This is a genomic window from Inquilinus limosus MP06 (assembly GCF_000767795.1).
Classification (GTDB): Bacteria; Pseudomonadota; Alphaproteobacteria; order DSM-16000; family Inquilinaceae; genus Inquilinus; species Inquilinus limosus_E.
This window is the reverse complement of record NZ_JANX01000364.1, coordinates 1-6,257: the sequence shown is the minus strand read 5'-3', so window position 1 is coordinate 6,257 and position 6,257 is coordinate 1. Positions and strand designations below refer to the sequence as shown.

Below are 6,257 nucleotides of genomic sequence, written 5' to 3'. Positions count from 1 at the left end.
CCGCGATCGCCTCGGCCTTGCGGCGCCCGACGCGACCGCGATGCGCCGCGGGATCCCGGCCAGCTCGCCCAGCGTCAGCGCCACAGCCGGCGGTTCGACGGGTGGTCGCAAGGGCGGCCGCCGCGGTCGAGCAGATGGGCCAGCAGTTCCGCCTCCGCCCCCACCCGCTCGATCGCGCCGCGGTCGGCGGTGTCCGACAGGGTCAGGTAGGTGGCGTGCTCGTCGCGCACCGAGCCGATGCCGAACAGGGCGACATCGGCCGAGCGCGCCATGTCGAGCACGCCGCGGATGGTCGACACCGACAGCAGCGCCGCCCGCTCCGCCTCGTTCGCCGCGAAGATCGGGGCGTGCAACTGGTAGGCGGTGCCGCCCAGCTTCTCGGCCAGGGCGACGGCGACGTGGTTGACGTCGGTGCGGAACTTGCCCTGGACGCCGCCGGTGGCCGGCACCACGCGGACGTCATAGGCCCGCGGCGGCGCCAGCGCCTCGATCGTGGCGCAGAGGGCGACGCCGCCGGAGACGGCGATGGTCATGCCGTCGGCCAGGCCTTCCAGCAACGTGGTCGCCGCCGCCTCCGCCGCCGCCTTCAGCACGATCGCCGGATCGGTCGACACCGCGGGCACCGCCACCGCCGAATCGAGCCCGCCGAGGCGCTTCAGCGCCGCCGACAGCCCCTCCTCCGCATCGAAGGGCGAGCGGATGCGGATGTCGACCAGCCCGCGCTCATGCCCCTCCCGGATCATGCGGTTGACGGTGGCGGGGGAGATGCCGATCTCGGCCGCGATCTCGGCCTGGGAGCGGTGCTCCTGGTAGAACATGACGAGGACGCGATGGATGTTTCGCAGTCTCTCGGCTTCGCTGTAGAGCGGGCGCGGCATCGGTGTCTCAGCCTCGGGCCTTGTGCGTGTTGAGGAGGTGATCGATCGTCACCGCCACCAGCAGGATGGCGCCGCGGATGATGTCCTGCCAGTACACCGGCACGTTGAGCAGGATCAGCGAGGAGGTGACCAGCGACAGCAGGGCCGCCCCCAGCACCGCGCCGGCGATGGTGCCGGACCCGCCGTTCAGGCTCGCCCCGCCGATCACCGCGGCGGCGATCACGCTGAGCTCCATGCCGACGCCGAATTGCGGAGTGGCCGCGCCGAAGCGGGCCATGTAGATCACCCCGGCGACGCCGGCCAGCGTGCTGCACAAAGTGGCGCAGATGATCTTGGTGCGCTTGGTGTCGATGCCGGAGAAGCGGGCCGCCTTCTCATTGCTGCCGGTGTAGTAGACCCGCCGGAACAGCACCGACTTGCGCAGCAGCACGTCGAACACGGCGATCAGCGCCAGGAAGATCAGGATCACGAAGGGCAGGCCGCCGATACTGCCCTGGCCGACGAACTTGAACTCCTTCGGCAGCGAGAACAGCGACTGCGGCGTGCCCTGGGTCAGCAGCAGGCTGAGGCCGCGGGTGATCACCATGAAGGCCAGCGACACGATGAAGAAGTGCAGCCCGATGCGGGTGACGCACAGCCCCATCAGGAAGCCGATGGCGCCGCAGGCCGCGACCGCGATCAGGCTGGCCGACCACGGGTCGAGGCCCGCCAGGAACAGCGTGCCGCCGATCACCATCGACAGGCAGACCACCGACCCGACCGACAGGTCGATGCCGCCGACGATCAGCAGGATGGTCATGCCGATGACCACGATCCCCTCGATCGAGAAGGACAGCAGGATCGCCCGCATGTTGGCGAGGGTCAGGAAATAGGGCGAGGCGAAGCTCATCGCCACGAACAGCAGGGCGATGATGGCCAGGAGGCCGAATTCGCGGACCCGGACGACGCGCATCATCGGCGTCACGGCGGCCGTGCTCATCTGATGTCTCCCATGGCGGCACGGCGCGGCGCGCCCTGTTGGTGGTCCTGGAACCCGAGGCCGGAGGCCAGGTGCATGATCGCCTCCTCGGTCATCTCGTGGGCCTTGAGCTCGCCGGCCAGGCGGCCCTCATGCAGGACCAGGATGCGGTCGCTGATGCCGATCAGCTCCGGCAGCTCCGACGAGATGGCGACGATGCCGGCGCCCTGGTCGGCGAGCTCGCGCAGGATGGCGTAGATCTGGGCCTTGGCGCCGATGTCGACGCCGCGCGTCGGCTCGTCGACGAACAGCACGCGGGGGTCGACCGCCAGCAGCCGGGCCAGCGCCACCTTCTGCTGGTTGCCGCCGCTGAGCGTCGCCACCGGCTGCTGCACGCTGGCGCAGCGGATGCCCAGGCGCTGGCGCATGCTCTCGGCCAGCGCCGCCTCGCGCCGGCGGCTGACCATGAGCCGGCCGGAGACGCGCCGCAGATCCAGCGACGAGATGGTCTGGGCGATCGGCAGGTCGAGGAAGACGCCGTTGCCCTTGCGGTCTTCGCTGAGATAGGCCAGCCCCTGCCGGACGGCTGCCGGATAGTCGTCCGCCGGCACCTCGGCGCCGTCGCAGACCACGCGGCCGGTCGCGCGCGGCCCCAAGCCGCAGATCGCCTGCACCGTCTCGGTGCGGCCGGAGCCGATCAGCCCGCCGAGGCCGACGATCTCGCCGGGGCGGACCTCGAAGCCGACATCGCGGACGAGGCCGCCGTCGGACAGGCCCTCGACCTTCAGCAGCGGGGCCGCGACGGCCGGGCCGCGGCGCGGCGGGTACAGGTCCAAGAGCGGCCGCCCGACCATCTTCGCCGCCACCTGCTCCGGCGTCGTCGCCGCGGTCGGCAGCGTCTCGACATAGGCGCCGTCGCGGAACACGGTGATGCGGTCGGCGATGGCGAAGATCTCGGCCATCCGGTGGCTGATATAGATGATGCCGATGCCGCGGGCCTGCAGGCCGCGGATGATGGCGAACAGCGCCTCAGCCTCCGCCTCGGTCAGCGCCGCCGTCGGCTCGTCCAGGATCAGCACCCGGCAGTTCAGGGTCAGGGCCTTGGCGATCTCGACGATCTGCTGGCTGGCGATCGGCAGCTCGCCGGCCCGGACGTCGACCGGCACCGGGTGCAGGCTGGCCAGCACCGCCTCGGCCCGCCGCTTCAGGTCGCGCGTGTCCATCCACAGGCCGCGCCGCAGGCCGCGGCGGCTGTTGGTCTCGGCCATGAAGATGTTCTCGGCCACCGTGGCATCGGGGCACAGCGCGATCTCCTGATGCACCAGCCCGATGCCCAGCGCCTGGGCCGCGGCCGGGCTGGGGATCCGCACCGGCCTGCCGTCCAGGCTGACCGTGCCGCGGTCGGGCTGGTGCACGCCGCCCAGCACGTTCATCAGCGTCGACTTGCCGGCGCCGTTCTCGCCCATCAGGGCGTGCACCTCGCCGGCCTGCAGCTCGAACCGCACGCCGGACAGCGCGCGGACCGGGCCGAAGCTCTTGGCGATGTCGTGGACGGAGAGAAGCGGCGGAGCGGTCACGTCGACGGCCTTCCTGGGTCGCGGAGGCCGGCCGGGGCGGTCCCGGCCGGCAGTCGGGCAGCTTTTATTCCTCGATGCCCTTGGTGCCGCGGCGCTTCAGGTACTTGTCCCAGTAGAAGTCGTCGGCATTGGCCGCGGTGACCACGGCATAGCCGTTGTCGATGAACGGGATCGCCATCGGGTTCTTGCCGGCGCTCTTGGCATCGTTCATCGGGTCGATCAGGTCGGGATGGGCGGCGAGGTACAGCGCCATGAAGCCCATATAGCCCTGCATGCCCTGGTTCGGGTTGACCGAGCCGAAGACCTGGCCGGCCTTGATCATGTCGAGGATCTTGGCGTTCACGTCGGCGGTCATGACCTTGATCTTGCCGCCGAGCTCGACGCTGGCCTGGGCGGCGCCGAGGGCGGAGTTCGCCTCCGGCATGAAGATGGCGCCGAGATTGGGGTTGGCCTGGGCCATCGACAGGACGGCCTGGTAGGCCTTGTTCGGGTCCTGGTTCGAGGCGGCGCGGGCCACCAGCTTCATGTCCGGCCACTTCTCCTCCATCCGCTTGATGAAGGCGGCGACGCGGCGGTCATGATTGTCCTGGCCGGGATTCTCCAGCACGGCGTATTCGCCCTTGCCGCCCATCGCCTCGGCCACCGCGTCGGCCGCGCCCTTGCCCTCGAGGTCGTTGTTCGAGGTGATGAAGGCGGTGCGGTTCGAGTTCGGCGAATCCGCGGCGAAGGTGACGATCGCCGTGCCCTGCTCGATGGCGCGGTTGATCGGCTCGATGAACGGGTCGGAGTTCATCGGATGCACCAGGATGCCCTTGGGCTGGCGGGCCAGGATCTGGTCGAAGCTGGCGATCTGCTTGGTCACGTCGTAGTCCGGCGTGCCGGTGTAGATGGTCTCGCAGCCCATCTGCTTGCCGGCCTGCTTGAACATCTCATAGACCGGGAACCAGTACTCGACGCCCGAGACCATCACGTTCATGGCGTAGAGCTCGCCCGGGGCGCAGCGGAACGGCTCCGCGGCATTCGCCGGCGCCATCGCAGCGCCGGACAGGGCCATCGCCAGGGCGGCGCCCGCCAGGAATCGTGCGCGAAGTGTCGTCATCTTTCATCCTCCCCTAGGCCCGGCGGCGTCCCTGCGCGGCCGGTTGTTGATGTATATTTCAATGACTGAAATTTCTTCCGTTCAAGAAAGCGGGGTTTGCTGGCGGCGTCAAGCGGTTTGTCGGGGGGTCACGAAAAAGGGGCGCGCCGGATGGCACGCCCCTGGGCCGGTGGTTCATGGATGGACGTCATCGCGAACGCCGATGCTCCTCCCGCCCCTCATCGTCATTGCGAGGAGGCGAAGCCGACGAAGCAATCCAGGGGCCGGTGCGCACCGGCCCCTGGATTGCTTCGCTGCGCTCGCAATGACGGTATGGGAAATTTTGGAAAAGGCCCGGCCTATCGGTCCGCCCGTCCGTCATAGGTCTCCTGCGCCTGCTCGATCTCGTGCAGGTGGTTGATCGCCCATTCATACACCGCGCCGAACGGGACCTGCAGGGTGCGGCCGAGATCGGTGATCGAGTACTCGACCGCGACCGGCGAGGTGGGAAGGACCGTGCGGGCGACCAGCCCGTTGCGCTCCAGCCGCCGCAGGGCCTGCGTCAGCGCCTTGTGCGTGACGCCCTCCAGCCTCCGCCTAATCTCGTTGAAGCGGGTCGGCTTCTCGCTGAGCAGGGTGAGGATCATCACCGACCATTTGTTGGCGACCTGATCGAAGAAGGAGCGTGCGGCGCAGTCCGCGAAGAACACCGCGTCGACTTGGCATGCCATCCCGATATCCCCGCATATACCTGCGCACCTGGAGGTGCGTAATTGACCGTAGATATCCGATGGATACCTTTCGCGGCAACCGGAACCCGATTGGCGGGCCGGGGCACCACGGAGGATCGAGAATGGACGCAGGACGGCACGGCGTGTCCCGGCGTAGGATGCTGGCACTCGCCGGCGCGGCGGCGGTCGCGGTCACCCAGGGCCGCGGCGAGGCCCGCGCGGCCGCCGGCTCCACGGCGAAGCTGTTCGCGACGGACACCGGCACGGGCCGGAACGTCATGCTGCTGCACGGCTGGACCTGCGATTCCCATGACTGGAGCTGGCAGCTGCCGGCGCTCGAGAGCCGGTACCGTGTCGTCGCCGCCGACCTGCGGGGGCACGGCAGGTCCGAGGTCATGCCGCCGGGCGCCTACACGCCGGCCGACTACGTCGCCGACATCGAGGCGTTGATCTCGACCGGCTACCCCGGCCAGAGATTCGTCGTCGTGGGGCATTCGATGGGCGGGCAGATCGCCGCCCGTCTCGCCGCCAGGCGGCCGGACCTGGTCGAGGCCGTGGTGTCCGTCGACGGCGCGCTCGGCTTTTCCGGCGACGCCGCGCGGCTCTTCGAAAAGACGGTCCATGATCTGACCATCGGTGATCCTGGCGCGGTGGTCCCGGCCCTGTTCCAACTGGTCTACGACCCCGCGACCGATCCGGCCTACAGGCGCTGGCATGCGAGGCGCGCCCAGGGGATGCCGCCGCATGTCGTGCGCGAATCCTTCGGCCCGCTGTTCTTCGGCGCCGGCCAGGTGGGCCTGGACGAGGCGAGCGCGACGTTCTGCCGGAGCCTGACGGTGCCGGTCTATCATTTGTGCCGCGATCCGGCCCAGGCCGGCCGCATGCGGCCGTGGTTCCAGCACCCGAAGTCGAAGGTCGAGCTGTGGTCCGGCGCGGGTCACTGGATCATGCAGGACCGCAGCCACGACGTGAACGCCGCGCTGGCCGCCTGGATCGACGCGCTGTGAACGACCGCTTTTGCGGGGGTGGGAAAGG

6 protein-coding genes are annotated in these 6,257 nt (G+C 69.5%); 1 reads left to right on the top strand and 5 read right to left on the bottom strand.

Features of this window, described 5'->3' with window-relative positions; all coding sequences use genetic code 11:
* Positions 1-74 precede the first annotated feature (74 nt).
* The 5 genes from P409_RS22990 to P409_RS22970 all read right to left on the bottom strand — a co-directional run bounded on the left by P409_RS22990 (position 75) and on the right by P409_RS22970 (position 5,222).
* Entirely contained in the window at positions 75-878 is an 804-nt protein-coding gene (locus P409_RS22990; protein WP_052121236.1) for a sugar-binding transcriptional regulator, read from the bottom strand.
* A gap of 7 nt (positions 879-885) precedes the next feature.
* Positions 886-1,857, bottom strand: a complete 972-nt coding sequence (locus P409_RS22985) for an ABC transporter permease (RefSeq protein ID WP_052121235.1) — start codon at positions 1,855-1,857, stop codon at positions 886-888.
* On the bottom strand, positions 1,854-3,413 hold the full coding sequence (locus tag P409_RS22980) for a sugar ABC transporter ATP-binding protein (RefSeq protein WP_034844181.1): 1,560 nt from the start codon (positions 3,411-3,413) through the stop codon (positions 1,854-1,856). The genes P409_RS22985 and P409_RS22980 overlap by 4 nt, the downstream gene beginning before the upstream one ends.
* A 64-nt stretch (positions 3,414-3,477) precedes the next feature.
* A complete protein-coding gene (locus tag P409_RS22975) occupies positions 3,478-4,512 on the bottom strand; it encodes a substrate-binding domain-containing protein (protein WP_034844179.1) in 1,035 nt (344 codons plus the stop codon).
* 338 nt (positions 4,513-4,850) lie between these two features.
* Positions 4,851-5,222 carry a winged helix-turn-helix transcriptional regulator gene (locus P409_RS22970; RefSeq protein ID WP_034844177.1) on the bottom strand — a complete coding sequence of 124 codons (372 nt, stop codon included), beginning with the start codon at positions 5,220-5,222 and terminating at the stop codon, positions 4,851-4,853.
* Between the two features lie 143 nt (positions 5,223-5,365).
* Here P409_RS22970 and P409_RS22965 point away from each other — a divergent pair, with 143 nt between their 5' ends.
* Complete coding sequence (locus P409_RS22965; protein ID WP_202964771.1) at positions 5,366-6,229, top strand: alpha/beta fold hydrolase; 864 nt, start codon at positions 5,366-5,368, stop codon at positions 6,227-6,229.
* Positions 6,230-6,257: the final 28 nt, after the last annotated feature.

What these genes read in the sequence shown, in the direction of transcription:
- P409_RS22990 (WP_052121236.1), bottom strand. Translation starts at nt 878, where the DNA reads ATGCCGCGCCCGCTCTACAGCGAAGCCGAGAGACTGCGAAACATCCAT.
- P409_RS22985 (WP_052121235.1), bottom strand. Translation starts at nt 1,857, where the DNA reads ATGAGCACGGCCGCCGTGACGCCGATGATGCGCGTCGTCCGGGTCCGC.
- P409_RS22975 (WP_034844179.1), bottom strand. Translation starts at nt 4,512, where the DNA reads ATGACGACACTTCGCGCACGATTCCTGGCGGGCGCCGCCCTGGCGATG.
- P409_RS22970 (WP_034844177.1), bottom strand. Translation starts at nt 5,222, where the DNA reads ATGGCATGCCAAGTCGACGCGGTGTTCTTCGCGGACTGCGCCGCACGC.